We start from the raw sequence: 20,211 nt of genomic DNA, 5'->3' as shown, positions 1-20,211 counted from the left end.
ATGGCACAGCCAGAGATTTATCATGATTTACCATTGGAAGACGTGATCGGCGACCGTTTCGGCCGATACAGCAAATATATTATTCAGGATCGGGCGCTCCCTGACGCCAGGGACGGCCTGAAGCCTGTTCAAAGAAGAATCCTATACGCCATGCATGCGGAAGGGAACACGCACGATAAGAATTTCCGCAAGGCCGCAAAAACGGTCGGTAATGTAATCGGGAACTATCATCCTCATGGAGACAGTTCGGTCTACGAAGCGATGGTGCGGATGAGCCAGGACTGGAAGGTTCGCAACGTGCTGGTTGAAATGCACGGTAACAACGGAAGCATCGACGGTGATCCGCCGGCTGCGATGCGTTATACAGAAGCAAGGCTCGCAGCGATCGCTTCAGAGCTTTTGCGAGATATTGACAAAGAAACGGTCGAGTTTGTGCCAAACTTTGATGATACAAGCAAGGAGCCCGTCGTCCTTCCGGCGATGTTCCCGAACCTGCTTGTCAACGGATCGACAGGGATTTCCGCCGGGTATGCGACTGACATTCCGCCGCATCATCTCGGGGAAGTGATCGATGCCGTGATAAGGCGGATTGACTCGCCGAACTGCAGTGTGGATGACCTCATGGAGCTCGTAAAAGGACCGGACTTTCCGACCGGAGGAATCATTCAGGGTAAAGAAGGCATAAAAAAAGCCTATGAAACCGGAAAAGGCAAAATCATCATCAGGGGCAAAGCCGAGATCGAAACCATCAGAGGCGGCCGCCAGCAAATTGTCATTACTGAAATTCCGTTTGAAGTCAACAAAGCGAATTTAGTGAAAAAAATGGACGAATTCAGGATTGAACGGAAGGTCGAAGGGATTTCCGAAGTCCGTGACGAGACCGACCGGACAGGACTCAGAATCGTGATTGAGCTGAAAAAAGAAGCGGATGCACAAGGTATTTTAAATTTCTTGTACAAAAACTCGGATTTGCAGATTCCGTACAACTTTAACATGGTGGCTATTCATAACAGAAGACCGATGTTGATGAATCTCACATCAATTTTGGACGCTTATATCGGCCACCAAAAAGAAGTCATCACCAACCGTTCTCAGTATGAGCTGAAAAAAGCGAAGGAAAGGCATCATATCGTAGAAGGATTGATGAAAGCACTGTCCATTTTGGATGAAGTCATTGCGACGATCCGCTCCTCCAATGACAAGCGCGATGCCAAAAACAATCTGATCGAAAAGTTCGCATTTACAGAGCCGCAGGCTGAAGCGATCGTTTCATTGCAGCTGTACAGGCTGACAAACACAGATATTACGGCTCTCCAGGAAGAAGCAAAAGAACTCGACCAGAAGATCAAAGAGCTGGAAGAGATCCTTTCCAATGACAAGAAACTCTTGAAAGTGATCAAAGACAGCTTGAAAAAGGTGAAAAAAACCTATGCCGGTCAAAGGCGCTCTGTCATCGAGGAGAAAATTGAAGAAATCAAAATCAATCTTGAAGTGATGGTGGCGTCTGAAGACGTTTATGTGACCGTGACGAAAGACGGTTATATTAAACGAACGAGCCAGCGGTCTTTTGCTGCATCAAACGGCCAGGACTTCGGCATGAAAGATACCGACCGTCTGCTCTGTCAGCTGGAAATGAATACGACAGACGTACTGCTCTTATTTACAAATAAAGGAAGCTATGTGTATTGTCCGGTTCACCAGCTTCCTGATATCAGATGGAAAGACTTAGGTCAGCACATCACGAATATCATATCGATCGACAGCGATGAATCCATCGTCAAGGCGATCCCTGTCAGAGAGTTTACCGAATCTGAATACCTGCTGTTCTTTACGAAAAACGGAATGGCGAAAAGAACTCAGCTGATGCAGTATAAAGCACAGCGCTATTCAAAAGCATTGGTCGCTCTTAACTTAAAAGGCGACGATGAAGTGGTTGATGTTCATGTAACGGACGGAACGAAAGATTTGTTTATCGCGACACATTCCGGCTACGGTCTGTGGTTCTCAGAAGATGAGGTTAGCGTCGTCGGCGCAAGGGCGGCCGGTGTCAAAGGCGTCAATTTGAAAGACGGCGACTTTGTCGCCAGCGGGCAGGTTTTAGAAGAATCGGATGTGCTTGTGCTCGTGACCCAGCGCGGATCTATTAAGCGGATGAACCGCACCGAATTTGAAAAAACGTCACGGGCGAAACGAGGGGTTCTCATGCTGAGGGAATTGAAGAAAAAACCTCACCGCATCACCGGGCTGCTCGCATGCTCATATCATGCTCAAATCACGCTTCAAACCGAAAAAGGCATCACAGAGGAGATGCTTGTCAAAGATATCAAGCTTCATGACCGGTACAGCAACGGTTCTTTCATCATCGACGAAGATGAGGCAGGGGAAGTAACGGATGTATGGATCAGCAAACATGAACGGGAGTGAAATCGACCTGCGCCCAATTCTAGGGATATCACCACATGCCTATCAAGAATAGAGCCATTCTGCAAGACAACGAAGAATGCTGCAGAAAAAGAGCATGCCAGATAAACTTTACACAGTTCACTTTTTAACGCTAGGCTACTTTCTTGTGATACAAGCTTTTTCCCGTATCGGTGAGATTTTCGCTTTCTTTTTGGAGTAAGCGTCAAATACATGAAAGTTCTCTGCTGCTTAATTGATAACAGAGTAAAACAACCCAGTCCGCGTTCACGCCTTTAGTGCACATGGACTGGGTTTTCCTTGATCACACCAAGATTATTGTACATCTAACTCTTTTACGGTTTCACCTTCAATTAACACAGGCTGATAGTAGGTTTCGTTTGGTAAATCCTTCTTTCCTTGCAATTTCTTGATGACCCAATCAGCTGCATCGTGTCCCATTTGTTCTTGAGGATGTGTCAATGTTGTTAGTTTGATATTCGCATTTTTGGCAATATACGAATTGTCCTGTCCAATAATTGACAATTTGTCCGGGACAGAAATATTAAGTTGTCTGCATACATTTGCTACTTCCAATCCTACTTCGTCGTTATAGCAAACAATTGCAGTCAACACGTCTCTCTTTTCATTTAGAAACTTCTTCAGGTTTGTGTATAGATCCAGCTTCGTCTCTGTATTGTACGAAAGCACATGCTCTGGTTGAAATCGTAATTTGGCTTCACCAAGCGCTTTTATATACCCCTTCATTCGATACTTTCCTTGTAAATCATCCATTTTTGAAATGAGACCAATTTGTGTATGTCCTTTTGATATTAATTCTTTTGTTGCGAGATAGCTGGACTGCACATCATCGAGACAAAGAAAAGGAACATCTAATTCTTCATAATAAGCATTGATCATGATGAAAGGAATATCCTGTTCCTTAAACGATAAATAGTAAGCAATATTGGGATTGTATAGATTACTTTTCGTAGGTTCAACAATTAAACCATCGACGCCAAATGACAACATCATTTCCAAAGCTTTTTTTTCTTGTTCGACATCATTATTTGTACTAGCTAATAGTAACGAATAATTAGCCTCATTCAATCTCCCTTCAATTCCGCGAATAATTGAGGGGAAAATGTAATCTGAAATGTAGGTCGTAATTACACCGATTATTTTATTATTGGAATTCCCTCCAGGTTTTGATTGATACTGGTTACTTACATAAGTGCCAGATCCTTTTTCACTTCTTAAAAACCCCTCGTTCGCCAGCTCTAAAATCGCCTTTCGAACAGTGTGCCGGCTGACTTTGTATTCTTCTTGTATGGCGGATTCAGTAGGAATTTGTTCTCCTACCCTGTAAACTCCTGAAAGGATTTTACTTTTTATATCATTAATGATGATCTTATACTTTGGTTTCATTTCACTCACTTCTTTCATAGTTGTTCGCATTCTAATTTTTTTAATTGAATGATTTGTGTGGACATATTTTATCATGGCTTTCAATGAATGAAAAGATTTCACCTTATTTTCGTGAAAATGAATAAGTAATTCTAATTTTTTTCTTTAAATTTCATGTTATACAAATACTTTTTATTATAAGCATGAAGAGAAAAAGAATAGAAATATCGTTGTGATATTTATATGAACATATTATATTATTGATTGACAAATGTACGTACAAAAAATATACTAAGTCTGTAATTAAGTTAAGCGAAAAGGGGAATGCCTTCTTTCGAATAATATTGAAATCGCTATCAGAGGGGGGATAACGTGAAAGCGAATCAAGTAAACATCAAGCAGGCGATAACTGAGGGAGAAACATCGCTTGGAATTGAATTCGGATCCACACGTATTAAAGCAGTGTTGATTGATAGCAGTTTTGAAACAATCGCATCTGGAAGTTATGAGTGGGAAAACCGCTTGGAAGATGGATTTTGGACGTACAACTTAGTAGATATTATCACTGGGTTGCAAACAGCTTATAGTGAAATGAAGAATGATGTTGAACGAAATTATGGCATCACCATTCGCAAAATCGGTTCTATTGGATTTTCTGCAATGATGCATGGATATATGGCTTTTGACAACACAGGGGAGCTGCTTGTTCCGTTTCGAACTTGGCGTAACTCAACAACCGGTGCTGCAGCAAAAGAATTAACTGATCAATTTCAATTCAATATCCCTGAACGGTGGAGTATTGCTCATTTATATCAAGCGATATTAAATGAAGAGAAACATTTGCCTCGCATTGATTATATCACCACTTTAGCTGGGTACATTCACTGGTTGCTGACTGGCAATAAAGCAATTGGCATTGGAGATGCTTCGGGCATGTTCCCAATTGATGAATCAACGCAAAATTACAATGAATCGATGCTCAAGCAGTTTGATGAACTGATTTCGAACAAAGGCTATCCTTGGAGTATAAAGGATATTCTTCCTAAAGTTTATATTTCAGGCGAGCAAGCTGGCGAATTAACCGAAATTGGCGCGAAAATTCTGGATCAGTCAAAAAATTTACAACCGGGCATTCCGGTTTGTCCGCCGGAAGGCGATGCTGGAACAGGAATGGTTGCTACGAATAGTGTGAGGAAACGCACTGGAAACATCTCAGTAGGAACTTCAGTTTTTGCCATGATTGTATTAGAGAAAGAACTTTCGAAAGTATATCCAGAAATTGATTTGGTAACAACGCCAAACGGCAGTCCGGTTGGAATGGTTCATGCGAATAACTGCTCAAGCGATTTGAATGCTTGGCTAGGGTTGTTTCGTGAATTTTTTGAGGCAATGGGACAAAAGGTTGAAATGAATAAATTATTCGAAGTGGTGTTGAATAAAGCATTGGAGGCTGACTCAGACGGCGGTGGCTTACTAAGCTACGGTTATTTCTCTGGTGAAAATATTACAGGACTAGAAAAAGGCCGGCCGTTATTTGTCCGCTCACCAGAGAGTCGTTTCGATTTAGCAAACTTCATGCGGACACACCTTTTTGCAGCTTTTGCAGCTTTGAAAATCGGAATGGATATTTTGACCAAAGAGGAAAATATTGATATTGATAGCATTTTAGCTCACGGCGGTTTATTCAAAACCCCTCTTGTCGGACAAAAAATTGTTGCAGCTGCAATGAATACGCCAGTATCAGTTATGGCAACTGCCGGAGAGGGCGGTGCGTGGGGAATGGCTATTCTTGCATCTTACATGATGAACAAAGATCAACAAGAAAGCTTAGAAGATTTCCTCGACAAAAAAGTCTTTGAAGAGGATGCCGGGCAAGAAATTTACCCTGATCAATTAGATGTTGAAGGATTTGAAGCATTTATCGAACGGTACAAAAAAGGTTTAATGATTGAGCAGGCCGCTGTGGATCATTTGATTTAATGAGTGGAGGGGTTGACGTGCTAGAACAACTGAAAGAAGAAGTGTTACAAGCAAATTTGGACTTGCCTAAATACGGACTTGTGAAATACACATGGGGAAATGCAAGTGCCATTGACCGTGAAACTGGTTTATTCGTTATCAAACCTAGTGGTGTTGATTATGAAACAATGAAAGCTAGTGATATGGTGGTTGTTGATTTAGATGGCAATATTGTTGAAGGAGAGCTGAGACCTTCATCAGATACAGCGACTCACGCGGTACTTTATAAGCATTATCCTGAAATTGGAGGAATTGTACACACTCATTCAACTTGGGCGACAATCTGGGCTCAAGCAGGCCTTGATGTTCCGGCGATGGGGACCACTCATGCAGACACATTCTATGGTTCCGTGCCATGCGCCCGATACTTGACACAAGAGGAGGTTGATCGAGGTTACGAAGTAGAAACAGGTAATGTCATTATCGAAACATTTGAAGAGCGCGGGTTAGATATTTTAGCTGTTCCCGGTGTCTTACTTCATGGTCATGGTCCATTTACTTGGGGCAAAGATGTAAAATCAGCAGTATTGAATAGTGTGGTGTTGGATGAAGTCGCGAAAATGAATTTATTTACCCGAGAATTAAATCATTTTGCAAAAGAATTACCACAATGTATTTTAGATAAACATTATTTACGAAAACACGGTAAAAATGCTTATTATGGTCAAAAGTAAAATCAATTCTATCAAACTATTCATTTAAGAAAAGAGGGTTATGATGTTAACACAAGGAAAAAAAGAATTCTGGTTTGTCGTAGGTTCACAACATCTTTATGGGGAAGAAGCGCTTGAAGAAGTCAGAGCGCACGCGCAAGCCGTGACTGATGCATTAAATGAAAGCGCTGTATTGCCATACCCGCTTGTATTGCAAGATTTAGCTGTTAGTGCAGATAAAATCACAAGCATCATGAAAGAAGTGAACTATCGTGACGAAGTTGCCGGTGTTATCACTTGGATGCATACTTTTTCACCTGCAAAAATGTGGATTCGCGGAACAAAATTATTACAAAAACCGTTACTTCATTTAGCGACACAATTTAATGAAAGTATTCCGTGGACAACGATTGACATGGACTTTATGAACCTAAACCAATCTGCTCATGGGGACCGTGAATATGGTTTTATCAATGCCCGTTTGCAAAAACAAAATAAAGTTGTCGTAGGTTATTGGGAACGCCCTGAAGTGCAACAGCAAATTGCGGAATGGATGGACGTAGCGGTTGCTTATAACGAAAGCTTCAACATCAAGGTCGCCCGATTTGGTGACAACATGCGTAACGTTGCTGTTACTGAAGGGGATAAGGTTGAAGCACAAATTCAATTTGGCTGGACAGTTGATTACTTTGGCATTGGTGATCTTGTTCAATACGTGAATGCGGTTACAGATGAAGAAATTAATCGATTGTTTGCTGAATATGCAGACCTTTATGAATTTGATTATGGTACTTACAGTCAGGAAGATTGGGAGAAGAGCGTAAAAGTACAAGCAAGCTATGAAATCGCCATTAAACGTTTCCTGGATGATGGTGGTTATAATGCCTTCACAACTAACTTTGAAGATTTATATGGGATGAAACAACTTCCGGGTCTTGCCGTCCAACGTTTGATGGCCCAAGGATATGGCTTTGCTGGTGAAGGAGATTGGAAAACTGCAGCGCTCGATCGTTTACTCAAAGTGATGAGCCGTAACCAATCAACCGGCTTTATGGAAGATTACACATATGAATTAGCTGCCGGTCAAGAATCAATCCTTCAATCACATATGCTTGAAGTTGACCCATCTTTAGCAAGCAACAAACCGAAAATTATCGTATCTCCATTAGGTATTGGTGATCGTGAAGACCCGGCACGCTTAGTGTTCGACGGAAAAGCAGGAGATGGTGTGGTTGTTTCGATGGCAGACTTTGGTACGCATTACAAACTGTTGATTAACGAAGTTTCTGCATTTGAACCAACTGTTCCGGCACCAAACCTTCCGGTGGCACGGGTGCTTTGGGAAGTGAAGCCTAACTTTCAGGATGGAGTGAAAGCGTGGCTTGAAAACGGCGGCGGTCACCATACAGTTGTTTCATTGAATTTAACAACAGACCAAATGATCACTTATGCAAAGCTGGTTGACCTGGAATATGTAGTGATTAAGTAATGCCTCTAACCTCCGAGGAGGCTCTGCTTCCTTGGAGGTGAAAAATAGGGATATCAGATATCAAAATATTCATGATTTTGTAAGCGTTATCGTTATGTTCCGGAAAAATTGAAAGCGTTTAATAATAGGCGAATAAAACCATGAGGTTTAGTGAGAAATCCCACCAATATCCTAGCATGTATTTGCAGTTTGGAAACACTTTAATGATTTCTGAAAAAGCCATCGATAATTTTGGTGGCTGGATTACACAATATAATTTCAACCTTGAGGAGGGAACTTAAATGGTTAATGAAAAGAAAATCTCAAGTGGCTTCATTTATTTTTTCGGGGCTTTTGCCGGCATTCTTTTCGGTTATGATATCGGCGTTATGACGGGTGCTTTGCCTTTTCTGCAACACGATTGGAACCTTCAAGACAACGCCGGGGTTATTGGCTGGATTACTTCTTCGGTCATGTTAGGCGCTATTTTTGGAGGCGCCCTGGCCGGACAACTTTCTGATCGTTTGGGACGTCGCAAAATGATTTTAATTTCCGCTGTCATTTTTGTTGTTGGATCCATTTTGTCAGGAATAGCACCTCATAATGGGGTACTGTTTTTAATTATTTCTCGGGTTTTATTAGGATTGGCCGTTGGTGCTGCCTCTGCATTGGTCCCGGCCTATATGTCGGAAATGGCGCCTGCACGTTTACGCGGACGGCTGTCAGGAATTAATCAAACCATGATTTGTTCTGGAATGTTGCTTTCTTACATTGTTGATTTTCTATTGAAAGATTTGCCGGAAACAATGGCATGGCGGTTGATGCTTGGTTTGGCTGCCGTACCTGCTGTGATCTTATATGTTGGAATGTTAAAGTTACCTGAATCACCTCGTTTTTTAATCAAGAACAATAAACTTGATGAAGCACGCAAGGTGTTGAGCTATATTCGCTCTAACAAAGGGGAGATTGATTCTGAAATAGCACAAATACAAGAAACTGCCAGAGAGGAAACAAAGGCAAATCAAAAAGCATCATGGGCTACACTCTTAAGTAATAAATATCGTTTTTTATTAATTGCTGGTGTGGGTGTTGCCGCTTTTCAACAATTCCAGGGTGCTAACGCAATTTTTTATTACATTCCTTTGATTGTAGAAAAAGCAACAGGGAATGCGGCAAGTTCAGCGTTGATGTGGCCGATTATTCAAGGTGTTATTCTCGTGCTAGGTTCATTGCTATTCATCATGATCGCTGATAAATTTAATCGCCGTACTTTATTAACAGTAGGCGGAACCGTTATGGGGCTGTCCTTTATTTTGCCGGCAATATTGAATATATTAATTCCTAATGCAAATCCGATGATGATGGTTGTCTTTTTAAGTATCTATGTAGCACTTTATTCATTCACGTGGGCTCCTTTAACTTGGGTCATCGTTGGAGAAATTTTCCCTCTGGTCATTCGCGGGCGCGCGTCTGGAATAGCTTCATCATTTAACTGGATCGGCTCTTTCTTGGTTGGATTGCTATTTCCTATTATGACCGCTTCGATGTCTCAAGAAGCTGTGTTTGCAATCTTCGGTGTTATTTGTTTACTTGGAGTTGTATTTATCCGGACACGCGTCCCTGAAACTCGAGGTCGCAGTTTAGAGGAAATCGAAAAAAATGGAGGAAATAAACAAATTGGCGGAAAAAGCGCGCAAATAAACCTATGAGGCTTGGAGTGGGGAATCGAAAAGAGCTATCTTGGGTGCCGCTTATCGCAGGGGAAATCTTCGCACTAGTTCATTTTGAAACAGGGGGTTTCAAAAGGGAAGACGCTCTTTGGTCCAAATTTTTAAACGGGGCGTGATTGGACGAACCGTGACATATCAGCTCTAGCTTGTTATTTCAATATGGAGGTGGAAAACTCCGCCCTCCATATTGAATATGATTTTAAAATTAATTAAATACCATTCCGCCATCAATGATAAGAGACTGGCCGGTCATATAATCTGAATCCGGCCCTGCAAGATAAGAAACGCATGCTGCTACATCTTCCGGCTCTGATAAGCGTTTTAATGCAATATTTTTAGCGAATTGTTCCATTCCCCATTCAAATGGCTTGCCTGCTTCATCAGCGGTTTGCTGTGCAATCCCCATCATCATAGGCGTTTTTACGATACCCGGACAAAAGGCGTTAACCGTAATGCCTAATTCAGCTAGATCTTTTGCCGCCGTTTGCGTAATCCCGCGAACAGCGAACTTTGTTCCGCCGTAAACTGCCAAGCCTGGGTTACCGACTTGACCGGCTTGAGAAGAAGCATTAATGATTTTCCCGCCGTGTCCAAGTTCTTTAAAGGCTTTTACAGCTGCTTGAATTCCCCAATAAGTACCGCCGACGTTAACATCATAGATTTTCCGATAATCTTCATATGTAATGCTTTCAATAGGTGTGGTTGGTCCAAGACCTGCATTATTGATCACCACATCAAGACCGCCGAGGCGTTTAACCGTTTCATCGACTGCTTTAAAAACATCGTCCCGATCAGCAACATCCACTTTAACTGCAATTGCCTTACCGTTATGCTGGTTAATGTCCTCAGCAACTTGTGTTGCAGTTTCTACATTATAATCGGCAACTGCAACAGCGAACCCATCCTCCGCCAAACGTTTGCAGATTGCTTCGCCAATTCCTTGGCCTCCGCCAGTAACAAAAGCAATTTTTCCAGATACTTTACTCATATGAACATCTTCTTTCTATAAGTAATTGGTATTTAATTGGTACAGAAACATTATATCTTATATTTGTAGATTTGAAATAAAATCCCGGCAGTTGTTGAAAAAATGTTTAAAATTTTTCGAAAAAATTTAATTGTTTTTGAAGAAGATGGAAAAGCTGTATTTAAGTATAATAGGATTGTTCCGCTTTTACTGCAATCACAAGACGAAGGAAGACCAAATGAAAAGGCATGAATCCGTGCAGTGCCGGACTCATGCCAATCAAACTGTTTCATGAATTTTATTGTCTAGCTTTTTCAAATCGCTTCAAATTCAGCTGTCCTGGCGATTGAAAAGGTCGGTAATCGCGTGCATGAATTCAATTCCTTGAAAAACAAACAAATTGATTGCTGCTAATGAAAATAGTCCAATAATCACCGTTCTTATAATAAATAACATGTTAAAACCTCCCGTTTTTTTCGTATGGTTATGGTTTTAAAACATGCGCTTTATCGAAATAAGAAGAGTGATAGAACACCGCGAGCATAAATGCCTTCAGATGCTCTTTCCGCCTGTTCATCATGAACGCCTGGCCGGAAGCCGCAGCTAAGATGAAGAGAAGGATGGATTCAGCTCCGAAGCCGAGTGAATTCCACAATGATTTCGCCTTTTCTTCACCATATTTGCCGGCTGTCAGTTCATGGAGTTCGTCTCCTGAAACAGCGGCTTTTTGCGTATGGTGATTTGCCGGCATCTGGGGCATTGAGAACGAATGAAGGCTCGCAATGACTAAAAAGAATATGGACAGTTGCAGAAACAATGTCTTTTTCATTGGATCTCATCCCCTTAGTATCTCATCATCTTAGCATATTTTATGTTATAAGAAAAGATGATTATTTTGTGACAGTTGGCAAATATTTATTGACAATATGAGATTTTTCGCAACGCACTTGGAATGAAAGCGCATTTTTATATATGAATAAAGATGATACTCTGCTATAATGAGCATTGGGACTAAAGTAATAATGATGTTAACAGCCTTTATGTTTAAAAGACAGAAAATTCTATCTAGTTTTTCTTGTGTCATTATTATGATATAATCCTATCATGTTAGAAAACTTAACATCAAAACAAAATTCGTTTGTTTCAGGAGGGTGCTATGGAAGAAATTTTAAGCGAAATCATCAATGTCCCAAGCGGTTTTATTTGGACTTATTTAGTCTATATATTAATAGGAATAGGCCTGTTCTTTACTTTTAAATTGAAATTCGTTCAATTCCGCTATTTCTTCGAGATGTTTCGTATCGTCGGACAAAAGGAGGAGAAAGGAAAAGGCGTCTCGTCTTTGCAGGCTTTCTTTATTTCCGCCGCTTCGCGTGTCGGCACGGGTAACCTGACCGGTGTCGCGCTTGCTGTTGCAACAGGAGGACCTGGAGCGGTCTTTTGGATGTGGGTTGTCGCGCTTGTCGGTATGGCTTCCAGCTTTGTGGAGAGTACGCTGGCTCAAGTGTACAAGGTCAAAGACGGCGATCATTTCAGAGGGGGCCCAGCTTATTACATGGAAAAAGCGCTGGGCGCCAGATGGATGGGCATTATCTTTGCCGTTTTGATTACGATTACATTCGGATTGATCTTTAATGCGGTGCAAGCCAATACGATCGTCGGTTCGATGGAAGGGGCTTTCAACCTTGATAAAACAACGGTCGGAATTGTTTTGGCGGTATTGACCGGATTTATCATTTTCGGCGGTTTGAAACGCGTTGTGACAGTTTCGCAGTTGATCGTTCCGGTTATGGCGGTCATTTATCTTGGACTTGCTTTATTTGTCGTGCTGACGAATATTTCTCAAATACCGGCCGTTTTCGCGATGATTGTGAAAGATGCTTTCGGGATCGAGCAGATTGCAGGGGGTACGCTCGGCAGCATCATTATTATCGGTGCGAAGCGCGGCTTGTTTTCAAACGAAGCCGGAATGGGAAGCGCGCCGAACGCAGCGGCGACTGCCAATGTCTCTCACCCGGCGAAGCAAGGTTTTATCCAAACGCTTGGCGTATTCTTTGATACGATGGTTATCTGCAGTGCGACAGCCTTTATGATTCTGCTTTTCAATCTGACGCCGGGCAAAGAGCTTGACGGCATTCAAATTACACAAGCAGCCATGCAGCATCATGTCGGAAGCTGGGCGCCTGCGTTTGTCGCAGTGGCGATTTTCCTGTTCGCTTTCAGCTCAATCGTCGGAAACTACTATTATGGTGAGACGAATATTGAATTTATTAAAAAGAGCAAGACGACGCTTGCCGTTTACCGTACAGCTGTTGTCGCAATGGTCATCTTCGGATCTGTATCCGGTTTTCAACTTGTGTGGGACATGGCGGATTTATTTATGGGATTAATGGCGATCATTAACCTGATTGCGATTCTGCTTCTTTCCGGAATTGCCGCGAAAGTGCTGAAAGACTATACTGATCAGCGTAAAACAGGGAAGAACCCTGTCTTTAAGGCAAGCTCGATTCCAGGTCTGAAAAACACAGAGGCTTGGGAAGACGAGAAGGAAACATTGCAATCGAAATAAACAATATGAAAAAAGGCGTCCTTGGGGCGCCTTTTTCTTGTTTTTTTACTGACAGCTGAATGAGGTAATCTCGTTCAAGTCAATACCGAAGTAAACCCAGCGGAATTGACGCGGTCTCCAGCGGTAGCCCGCAATCGAATAACGTCCGACGAAAACCGGGTAGAACCAAAAGCGGCTGCCGTTTCTTAAGCGGATGAATGTATATTTGAACAGGCATCTTCTGATTCCGCCGGGATCAACGGCAAATACCGAAGGGCCGGTGTCTTGCGGAAATTGGCTCGGCGGCGGGGGGAGAAACTGCTGTTGCTGCTGTCCTCCAACTCCTGGAGGCGGCCCCGGCGGAAATTGCTGGCGATACGGATCATATAGTGAAGGATCGTATGGATACAATAAAAACGCTCCTTTCTGATGGTTTGCTTTATCGTATGATTGATAGGGAATAAGGGTAGCTTGCCTATAGAGAAAAAAATCCCTAAAGCCGTTTTGGCTTTAGGGAAAATGTTTAAATGCTTTTGCGGGGCGCCCGTTTTCGGTAAACAACATAGCTTCTTGTCAAATATTTTAGCGGCATGCTGAATACGTGGACGAGCCGAGTAAACGGCCAGACGATGAAAATGACGTAGCCCATCATAATATGAAGCTTAAACCAGAGGGGCACGCTCGCCATAAGTCCGGCATCAGGCTTGAATAAGAAAATGTTGCGAAACCACGGGCTGATTGTTGTCCGATAGTCGAATCCTTTTGAATCGATGTTCAAGAAGGTTGCCGCAAGCCCAGTCGTCATGACGAATAACAAAGCGACCAGCGTGATGAAATCACCGGCAGAGCTCGTTTTTCGAATTCGTTTGTCCGTGAATCTGCGGTAGGTCAATATGATAAGTCCTGACAGCGCGGCGATGCCCGCGGGCAGTCCGAAACCGATCGCGATTTTATGGTACATATGCTCTGATACGCCGAGCGCTTGATAAAGGCTTTCCGGAATTAAAATTCCCATCACATGCCCGCCGATGACAAAAAAGATTCCCCAGTGAAAAAGGCTGCTGCCAAGCGCCAATTTTTTCTTTTCGAGCATTTCGCTTGATTTGGCCGTCCAGCCAAACTGATCATGTTGATAGCGGTATATATGCCCTCCGATAAAAATGGTGATGACGATATAGGGGAGGATGACCCACAGGATTTGTTCGATCATGGCTGTACATTCCTTTCAACACCAATTTCCTCTAAAATCATCATTAATCCGTCTAATAACGGCGTATAGATGCTTTCATTCTCTGAAAGCTGCAATCTTAATTCTTCCAGGTTCGCTGCGTATTTTTGGAATACAGCCGCAGCTTTTTCATGATCGGCGACTGCAGCAAATTCAAGCATGAGCGGCAGATAATCCGGCAGCTCTTTGTCTGTCGGCTGAAAACCGGACTGCTGATACAGATCTTTCAGCTGCAGCAATTCAATTCCGCGCTCCCTTTGTTCACCGGAGTTGAAATAGGTGACATAAAGGTTCGTTTTTTTGCCGAAATCAAACGTATATACGTACGTTTCGATCAATTCCTCAGACGAATAGGAAGCCGCGCTTTCCAAAAAGGCAAGCAGATGCCCTTTCAGCGCTTCATGTTCGATTTCGCCGATGATCTGCTGCCATTCGGAACGTTCTTTTCTCCACTCTTCATCAGGGTAGGAGAGGAGGTGAGAAAGAGCGGCAAAAACGGTTTGTTTGTCTGTTCCATTCATGAAGCTTCCCTCCAGTGTTATATGTTTTGGCAAGAGCCGGGTCCTCCGGCAAACGATAATCCGCAGCTTCCTTGTTCCATGTACAGATCCGCGACTTCTTCGCGATGGGTTTGCGGAATGACAAAGCGGTCATCGTATTTGGCGATCGCAAGCAGACGGTACATATCTTCAATCTGCTCTTCAGTCAATCCGGTATCTTGAATCAGGGCTGAATCGATCTGTTTGTTTGTTTGAGTCGCTCGCATGTACATACGCATCACAGACATTTTCTTTAATGTCGTTCTTATATGGTGTGTATCACCGGCAGTCAGCAAATTGGCCAAATATTCGATCGGAATCCGCATTTCATCAATGGCAGGGAAGATATCTTCAGCTGATTGGGCCGTTCCTTTTCCTTCAAACATATTCATAATCGGACTGAGCGGCGGAATATACCATACCATCGGCAATGTCCGGTATTCAGGATGCAGCGGCAGAGCGATTTTCCAATCGATGATCATTTTGTAGATCGGAGATTTTTGCGCTGCTTCGATCCACTCCAGCGGAATGCCTTGAGCTTTTGCTTCTTCTGCGACAGCGGGATCATTCGGATCAAGGAAAATTTCCAGCTGGGAGTGATATAGATCTTTTTCATTTTCGGCTGAAGCCGCTTCTTCGACTTTATCTGCATCATAAAGCATGACTCCGAGATAGCGGATTCTGCCGACGCATGTCTCAGAGCAGATTGTCGGCAGTCCTGCTTCAAGACGAGGGAAGCACAATGTGCATTTTTCCGCCTTGTTCGTCTGCCAGTTGAAATACACTTTTTTATAAGGGCATGATGATACACAGTGTCTCCATGAGCGGCACGCATTTTGATCGACGAGAACGATCCCGTCTTCTTCGCGTTTGTACATCGCTCCCGACGGACAGGAGGAGACGCAGGAAGGATTGATGCAGTGTTCGCATATCCTTGGCAGATACATCATAAAGACGTCTTCAAATTCAGTCTTGATCGATTCTTCCATTTTTTTGACGTTTGGATCTTGAAGGCCTGTAATGTGGCCGCCGGCAAGATCGTCTTCCCAGTTCGGACCCCATTCAAGGTTCATGAAGTCTCCCGTAATGGAAGACTTCGGCCTTGCAACAGGCTGGTGTTTTTTCTCCGGACTGTTTGTCAGCGTTTCATAATCATAGTTCCAAGGTTCATAGTAGTCATCGATCGTCGGCTGGTACGGGTTGTAGAATAAATTCATGAGCCGCGTTGTTTTGGCGCCTGATTTGAGCTGAAGTTTGCCTTTTTTCAGCTCCCAGCCGCCTCTGTATTTATCCTGGTCCTCCCATTGTTTAGGGTAGCCGATGCCCGGTTTTGTTTCGACGTTGTTGAAGTACATATATTCTGCACCGGAACGGTTTGTCCATGTGTTTTTGCATGTGACGCTGCATGTATGGCAGCCGATGCATTTATCAAGGTTCATTACCATTCCGATTTGAGCTTTAATCTTCAAGCCAATCGACCTCCTTCAATTTTCTGATCACGACATTGAGGTCGCGCTGATTTCCTGTCGGCCCGTAGTAGTTGAATCCGTAGCTGAGCTGGCCGTAGCCTCCGATCATCTGCGTCGGCTTGACATGGATGCGGGTCGGACTGTTATGGGTTCCACCGCGGTTATTCGTCAGCTTTGTTCCCGGTACATTGATATGCCGGTCTTGGGCATGGTGCATAAAGGCCATTCCTTTTGGAATCCGGTGTGATGTCACGGCCCGTGCGACGACGACTCCGTTTCGGTTGAAGCATTCGATCCAGTCGTTGTCCTGAATGTCGGTTTCTTCCGCATCGTCTTTATTCATCCAGACTGTCGGCCCGCCTCTGAAAAGGGTAAGCATCGGCAGGGAATCAAAATACATGCTGTGAACCGACCATTTATTATGCGGCGTTAAATAGTTTAAAACGATTTCTTTTCCTTCCTGATCCGGACGCTTGTTCAAGAAAGGGCGGTGGATCAGGATCGGCTTGAATGTCGCCATGTTCTCGCCGAATTCCGTCATCATTTCATGATCAAGGTAAAAAGACTGTCTGCCGGTCAGCGTTCTCCACGGAATCAGTTTTTCAACGTTCGTTGTAAACGGCGAATAGCGCCGTCCGCCTTTTTCAGAACCGCTGAAAGCAGGGGAGGTGATCACCGTTTTCGGCTGAGCCGAAATTTGCTCAAATGTAAAGCATTCCTCTTCCCGTTCTTCAGCTAAGTCTTTCAACTCAAGATTCGTTATTTTTTCAAGCGATTCCCACGCTTTAACGGCTACTTTCCCGTTTGAAGTGGAAGAGAGGGTCAATACCGCTTCCGCAGCCTGTCTTGCATCACTGATGTCAGGACAGCCTTTGGCGATCGTGTCGTCTTTTACGACGCCGAGCGTTTTTTTGAGGGAATCATATTCCGCTTCAACAGACCAGTTCATACCTTTCGTACCAAACGGCTGTTTGACAACATTCGGCCCAAGCGATGTCATCTTATTGAAAATCTGCTTGTAATCCCGTTCCACAACATGAATTTGCGGCATTGTTTTGCCGGGAACGGCAGGGCAGTCGCCTTTGCTCCAATCTTTGATTTTCCCGAGCGGCTGCGCCATTTCCTGTGGAGTGTCATGGAGAAGAGGAGTCGCAACAGCCTCTTTTACAGGTTCCATGTCCATTTCTTCAGCCAGATTGGAAACCGCTTTTGCCAATGCTTTGAAAATATCCCAATCAGACTTTGCTTCCCACGGCGCGCTGATTGCCGGGTTAAACGGGTGGATGAACGGATGCATATCCGTGCTGCTGAGATCGTGTTTTTCGTACCAGGTGGCCGCAGGGAGCACGATGTCTGAATAAAGGGCTGTTCCCGCCATCCGGAAATCGAGATTGACCAGTAAGTCGAGTTTGCCTTCAGGCGCTTTGTCACGCCATGTGATTTCTTCGGGACGGACGCTGTCCTGATCATCGTTCATCAGTCCGTTAGTCGTGCCGAGCAAGTGCTTCAGAAAATATTCATGACCTTTGCCGGAGCTCGAGATTAAGTTGGCTCTCCAGACAAATAGATTTCTCGGGAAGTTCTTTTCATTGTCAGGATCTTCAATTGAAAACTTGAGCTTTTTCTCCTCAAGCTGTCTGGCGATATAGCTTCCGACTTGCTGAGCGTTCTCAGCGCCTGCTTTTTCTGCTTCTTTATACAGATCAATACCGTTTTTCTCAAACGTCGGATACGAAGGAAGCCATCCGAGTCTTGCCGCCAGCACATTGTAATCGGCGTGGTGCTTGTAGCGCGATGTTTTTGCGATAGGGGAAGCAAGCCCGCTGATTTCCTGATCTTCATAGCGCCACTGGTCGGTAGCGAAGTAGAAAAATGATGTTCCGTTTTGCAGTTTGGCAGGGCCTCCCCAGTCTTTGGCCGTCGCGATCGTCTGCCATCCTTCGGCCGGCCGGAGTTTTTCCTGGCCGACATAGTGGGCCCAGCCGCCTCCGTTAACCCCTTGAGCTCCGACGAGAAGCACAAGGTTCAGCACAGCTCTGTAAATGGTGTCTGAATTGAACCAATGGTTAATCCCGGCGCCGACAATGATCATTGAACGGCCCTCTGTGTCAATCGCATTTTGCGCGAATTCCCTTGCGATCTTGATCACCATTTCACTTTTAATGCCAGTAATCGGCTCTTGCCAAGCCGGTGTAAACGGTTCAGGATCATCAAATGATGCCGGCGTCTGCCCGTCAATTCCGCGGTTGACGCCATAGTTGGCGAGCGTCAGGTCGAAAACGGTAGAAACAAAAACTTCCTCTCCGTCCAGAATCATTTTTTTGATCGGAAGCGGTCTTTCAAGCACTTTATTGCCGTCATGTGAGAAGTAAGGAATGTTGACCGTGCCGATCATATCTTCGTGTCCAAGCATGGAAAGCCGAGGTGTGATCGGTTTTTCTGAATCCTCATCAACCATGCGCAGATTCCATTTTCCTTGGCCGTCCCAGCGGGAGCCCATCGTGCCCTGCGGAATCGCAAATCCATCTGTGTCTTCGTCCCAAACGGCAGGCTTCCACTCATCATGCTCTGTCGCACGCCCGATATCTTTAGCATGGAGGAAGCGGCCTGCTGTGAACGTTCCGTTTTCCTCTTTCAAAGTCACCAAAAACGGGAAATCGGTATATTGTTTTGCATAATCAATAAAACGCTCCGTCTTCTGGTTGACATAAAAGTCTTGCAGAATGACGTGGCCCATCGCCATGGCCAGTGCGCCGTCCGTTCCTTGTCTGATGCTCAGCCAATCATCGGAAAACTTTGAGGACTCGGCAAAGTCCGGACTGATCGAAATCACTTTTGCTCCTTTATAGCGGGCTTCGGCTAAAAAGTGAGCGTCAGGCGTTCTGGTAAGCGGCACATTAGAACCCCATGTCATGATGTAGCCCGAATTGTACCAGTCGCTGCTTTCCGGAACGTCGGTTTGATCTCCCCAAATTTGCGGTGAAGCAGGAGGGAGGTCGGCATACCAGTCATAGAAGCTCAGCATCGGCCCGCCGATCAGGGACATAAAGCGTGACCCTGCTGCGTGGCTGAGCATCGACATGGCTGGAATCGGCGAGAAGCCGACATTTCGGTCAGGACCGTATTTGGCAATGGTGTACAGAAGGGAAGCCGAAATCAGCTTCAGGACTTCGCTCCATTCGGCGCGGACAAATCCGCCTTTTCCGCGCGCCTGTTTATAGGCCTTTGCTTTTTCAGGGTTTTCGATAATTGATTTCCATGCTTCCAGCGGATTTTTGCTGCTGTTTAGCGCCTCGCGCCACATCTGGATCAGCACACCGCGTACATACGGATATTTCACGCGGAGCGGGCTGTATATATACCAGGAAAAGCTCGCTCCCCTCGGACAGCCGCGCGGTTCAAAGTCCGGCATATCAGGGCCAGTCGAAGGGTAATCGAGTCGCTGCCCTTCCCATGTGACGATTCCGTTTTTGACGTAGATATTCCAGCTGCAGGAGCCTGTACAGTTCACCCCGTGGGTAGAGCGAACCACTTTATCATGCTGCCATCTATTTCTGTATACATCTTCCCAATTCCGGTCTTCATAAGTGGTTTGGCTGTGTTGATTGGAATGGCGTTCAATAGGAGAGAAATAATTTAATCTCCTGAAAATGGGACTCTGTTTCTTTTTTTTCATTGCTGGTTCACTCCTTCTGAGTCAGTGATGCTACCCTCACTATATATGGAGGAGGCGCTGGACCTTGTTAAATTTGTCACATGGTTTCGGGTTTTCACAAATTTGTC

The 20,211-nt window shown here is 44.2% G+C and carries 15 protein-coding genes; 6 read left to right on the top strand and 9 right to left on the bottom strand.

The features are described from left to right. Positions 1-2,424 carry a DNA topoisomerase IV subunit A gene (parC, locus tag LQ247_RS18310; RefSeq protein ID WP_020451615.1) on the top strand — a complete coding sequence of 808 codons (2,424 nt, stop codon included), beginning with the start codon at positions 1-3 and terminating at the stop codon, positions 2,422-2,424. Between the two features lie 312 nt (positions 2,425-2,736). Here the strand turns inward: parC and LQ247_RS18305 are convergent, their stop codons facing one another. Further along, positions 2,737-3,828: a GntR family transcriptional regulator gene (locus LQ247_RS18305; protein WP_195536447.1), complete on the bottom strand. Its 1,092-nt coding sequence runs from the start codon at positions 3,826-3,828 to the stop codon at positions 2,737-2,739. A 351-nt stretch (positions 3,829-4,179) separates the two neighbouring features. On the opposite strand from LQ247_RS18305, the gene LQ247_RS18300 reads away from it, so the two are divergent. From LQ247_RS18300 to LQ247_RS18285, 4 genes are all read left to right on the top strand, one after another. Next, positions 4,180-5,787 carry a xylulokinase gene (locus tag LQ247_RS18300; protein WP_231006378.1) on the top strand — a complete coding sequence of 536 codons (1,608 nt, stop codon included), beginning with the start codon at positions 4,180-4,182 and terminating at the stop codon, positions 5,785-5,787. Between the two features lie 17 nt (positions 5,788-5,804). Beyond that, complete coding sequence (locus LQ247_RS18295) at positions 5,805-6,500, top strand: L-ribulose-5-phosphate 4-epimerase (protein ID WP_039072737.1); 696 nt, start codon at positions 5,805-5,807, stop codon at positions 6,498-6,500. A 43-nt stretch (positions 6,501-6,543) separates the two neighbouring features. Next, positions 6,544-7,968, top strand: coding sequence for an L-arabinose isomerase (gene araA / locus LQ247_RS18290; protein WP_020451619.1), 1,425 nt, complete (start codon positions 6,544-6,546; stop codon positions 7,966-7,968). A 281-nt stretch (positions 7,969-8,249) separates the two neighbouring features. After that, positions 8,250-9,656, top strand: coding sequence for a sugar porter family MFS transporter (locus LQ247_RS18285; RefSeq protein WP_026579648.1), 1,407 nt, complete (start codon positions 8,250-8,252; stop codon positions 9,654-9,656). Positions 9,657-9,882: 226 nt separating this feature from the next. On the opposite strand, the gene LQ247_RS18280 is transcribed toward LQ247_RS18285, so the two are convergent. The 3 genes from LQ247_RS18280 to LQ247_RS18275 form a co-directional block, all read right to left on the bottom strand. Further along, the gene (locus tag LQ247_RS18280) at positions 9,883-10,665 is read right to left on the bottom strand and encodes a (S)-acetoin forming diacetyl reductase (RefSeq protein ID WP_020451621.1); all 783 of its coding nucleotides are present in this window, start codon (positions 10,663-10,665) and stop codon (positions 9,883-9,885) included. Positions 10,666-10,974: 309 nt separating this feature from the next. Continuing rightward, positions 10,975-11,100: a hypothetical protein gene (locus LQ247_RS22100; protein ID WP_020451622.1), complete on the bottom strand. Its 126-nt coding sequence runs from the start codon at positions 11,098-11,100 to the stop codon at positions 10,975-10,977. A gap of 28 nt (positions 11,101-11,128) precedes the next feature. Beyond that, positions 11,129-11,473, bottom strand: coding sequence for a hypothetical protein (locus tag LQ247_RS18275; RefSeq protein ID WP_020451623.1), 345 nt, complete (start codon positions 11,471-11,473; stop codon positions 11,129-11,131). A 327-nt stretch (positions 11,474-11,800) separates the two neighbouring features. Between LQ247_RS18275 and LQ247_RS18270 the strand changes: the two genes are divergently transcribed. Next, on the top strand, positions 11,801-13,213 hold the full coding sequence (locus LQ247_RS18270; RefSeq protein ID WP_023857575.1) for an alanine/glycine:cation symporter family protein: 1,413 nt from the start codon (positions 11,801-11,803) through the stop codon (positions 13,211-13,213). Positions 13,214-13,258: 45 nt separating this feature from the next. On the opposite strand, the gene LQ247_RS18265 is transcribed toward LQ247_RS18270, so the two are convergent. The 5 genes from LQ247_RS18265 to LQ247_RS18245 form a co-directional block, all read right to left on the bottom strand. Continuing rightward, positions 13,259-13,603 carry a hypothetical protein gene (locus LQ247_RS18265; RefSeq protein WP_020451626.1) on the bottom strand — a complete coding sequence of 115 codons (345 nt, stop codon included), beginning with the start codon at positions 13,601-13,603 and terminating at the stop codon, positions 13,259-13,261. Between the two features lie 112 nt (positions 13,604-13,715). Continuing rightward, positions 13,716-14,402 carry a respiratory nitrate reductase subunit gamma gene (narI, locus tag LQ247_RS18260; protein ID WP_020451627.1) on the bottom strand — a complete coding sequence of 229 codons (687 nt, stop codon included), beginning with the start codon at positions 14,400-14,402 and terminating at the stop codon, positions 13,716-13,718. Beyond that, positions 14,399-14,941 carry a nitrate reductase molybdenum cofactor assembly chaperone gene (narJ, locus tag LQ247_RS18255; RefSeq protein WP_020451628.1) on the bottom strand — a complete coding sequence of 181 codons (543 nt, stop codon included), beginning with the start codon at positions 14,939-14,941 and terminating at the stop codon, positions 14,399-14,401. Before narJ ends, narI begins: the two co-directional genes overlap by 4 nt. A gap of 17 nt (positions 14,942-14,958) precedes the next feature. Beyond that, positions 14,959-16,428: a nitrate reductase subunit beta gene (narH, locus tag LQ247_RS18250; RefSeq protein WP_020451629.1), complete on the bottom strand. Its 1,470-nt coding sequence runs from the start codon at positions 16,426-16,428 to the stop codon at positions 14,959-14,961. Further along, the gene (locus LQ247_RS18245; protein WP_023857571.1) at positions 16,418-20,104 is read right to left on the bottom strand and encodes a nitrate reductase subunit alpha; all 3,687 of its coding nucleotides are present in this window, start codon (positions 20,102-20,104) and stop codon (positions 16,418-16,420) included. The genes narH and LQ247_RS18245 overlap by 11 nt, the downstream gene beginning before the upstream one ends. Positions 20,105-20,211: the final 107 nt, after the last annotated feature.

The sequence above is a fragment of the Bacillus sp. BS3(2021) genome (genome assembly GCF_021043345.1).
In the GTDB taxonomy this organism is placed as follows: domain Bacteria; phylum Bacillota; class Bacilli; order Bacillales; family Bacillaceae; genus Bacillus; species Bacillus paralicheniformis.
Note: the sequence above shows the minus strand (reverse complement) of the source record. Positions and strands in the feature narration are given on the sequence as shown.

Bases quoted from the DNA above. Each gene is read 5' to 3' on its own strand.
- parC (WP_020451615.1), top strand. From the start codon at position 1: ATGGCACAGCCAGAGATTTATCATGATTTACCATTGGAAGACGTGATC.
- LQ247_RS18305 (WP_195536447.1), bottom strand. From the start codon at position 3,828: ATGAAACCAAAGTATAAGATCATCATTAATGATATAAAAAGTAAAATC.
- araA (WP_020451619.1), top strand. From the start codon at position 6,544: ATGTTAACACAAGGAAAAAAAGAATTCTGGTTTGTCGTAGGTTCACAA.
- LQ247_RS18285 (WP_026579648.1), top strand. From the start codon at position 8,250: ATGGTTAATGAAAAGAAAATCTCAAGTGGCTTCATTTATTTTTTCGGG.
- LQ247_RS18280 (WP_020451621.1), bottom strand. From the start codon at position 10,665: ATGAGTAAAGTATCTGGAAAAATTGCTTTTGTTACTGGCGGAGGCCAA.
- LQ247_RS22100 (WP_020451622.1), bottom strand. From the start codon at position 11,100: ATGTTATTTATTATAAGAACGGTGATTATTGGACTATTTTCATTAGCA.
- LQ247_RS18275 (WP_020451623.1), bottom strand. From the start codon at position 11,473: ATGAAAAAGACATTGTTTCTGCAACTGTCCATATTCTTTTTAGTCATT.
- LQ247_RS18270 (WP_023857575.1), top strand. From the start codon at position 11,801: ATGGAAGAAATTTTAAGCGAAATCATCAATGTCCCAAGCGGTTTTATT.
- narI (WP_020451627.1), bottom strand. From the start codon at position 14,402: ATGATCGAACAAATCCTGTGGGTCATCCTCCCCTATATCGTCATCACC.
- narJ (WP_020451628.1), bottom strand. From the start codon at position 14,941: ATGAATGGAACAGACAAACAAACCGTTTTTGCCGCTCTTTCTCACCTC.
- LQ247_RS18245 (WP_023857571.1), bottom strand. From the start codon at position 20,104: ATGAAAAAAAAGAAACAGAGTCCCATTTTCAGGAGATTAAATTATTTC.